This window comes from Furfurilactobacillus curtus, assembly GCF_045862785.1.
Taxonomy (GTDB): domain Bacteria; phylum Bacillota; class Bacilli; order Lactobacillales; family Lactobacillaceae; genus Furfurilactobacillus; species Furfurilactobacillus curtus.
In genome coordinates this window covers 1-338 of record NZ_BQXO01000088.1, presented here as the reverse complement: position 1 = coordinate 338, position 338 = coordinate 1, and the positions used below count along the sequence as shown (strand labels likewise).

Annotated in this window: 1 protein-coding gene; it reads right to left on the bottom strand. The window is 44.1% G+C overall.

Annotated elements, in window-relative coordinates:
- Positions 1-61: 61 nt before the first annotated feature.
- On the bottom strand, positions 62-338 hold a 277-nt coding region (locus ACKTR2_RS10595), incomplete at its 5' end, for a hypothetical protein (protein ID WP_407885103.1).

Genomic DNA, 338 nt, shown 5'->3' with positions numbered 1-338 from the left:
CCTCACAATTAGAACTACCAATATTTTACGCACCACCTACTTGACTTCTGACCACAAGTCTTTAAATCAATCGGAATAATTGTTCTCTGGACGTTCCCCTAACCCGCCCTGTAAAATGGATTATTAGGAGGGTGACACCTAGAAGGCGTATTTCTAGGTGCTGATCCCCGTTAGCACCTTTATTGCTGACGAGGACGCCCTCTTTTTTTATGCGATCTCTGATCCATTCAATTCCTTGTGCTGATATTAGTTTGCTTTTGCCACCCTCCAAAATCATATTTTCGGGTACTTCGCCCTTATGACGGCGTAGCCCTAAACTTACATAAGAACGACTGCGG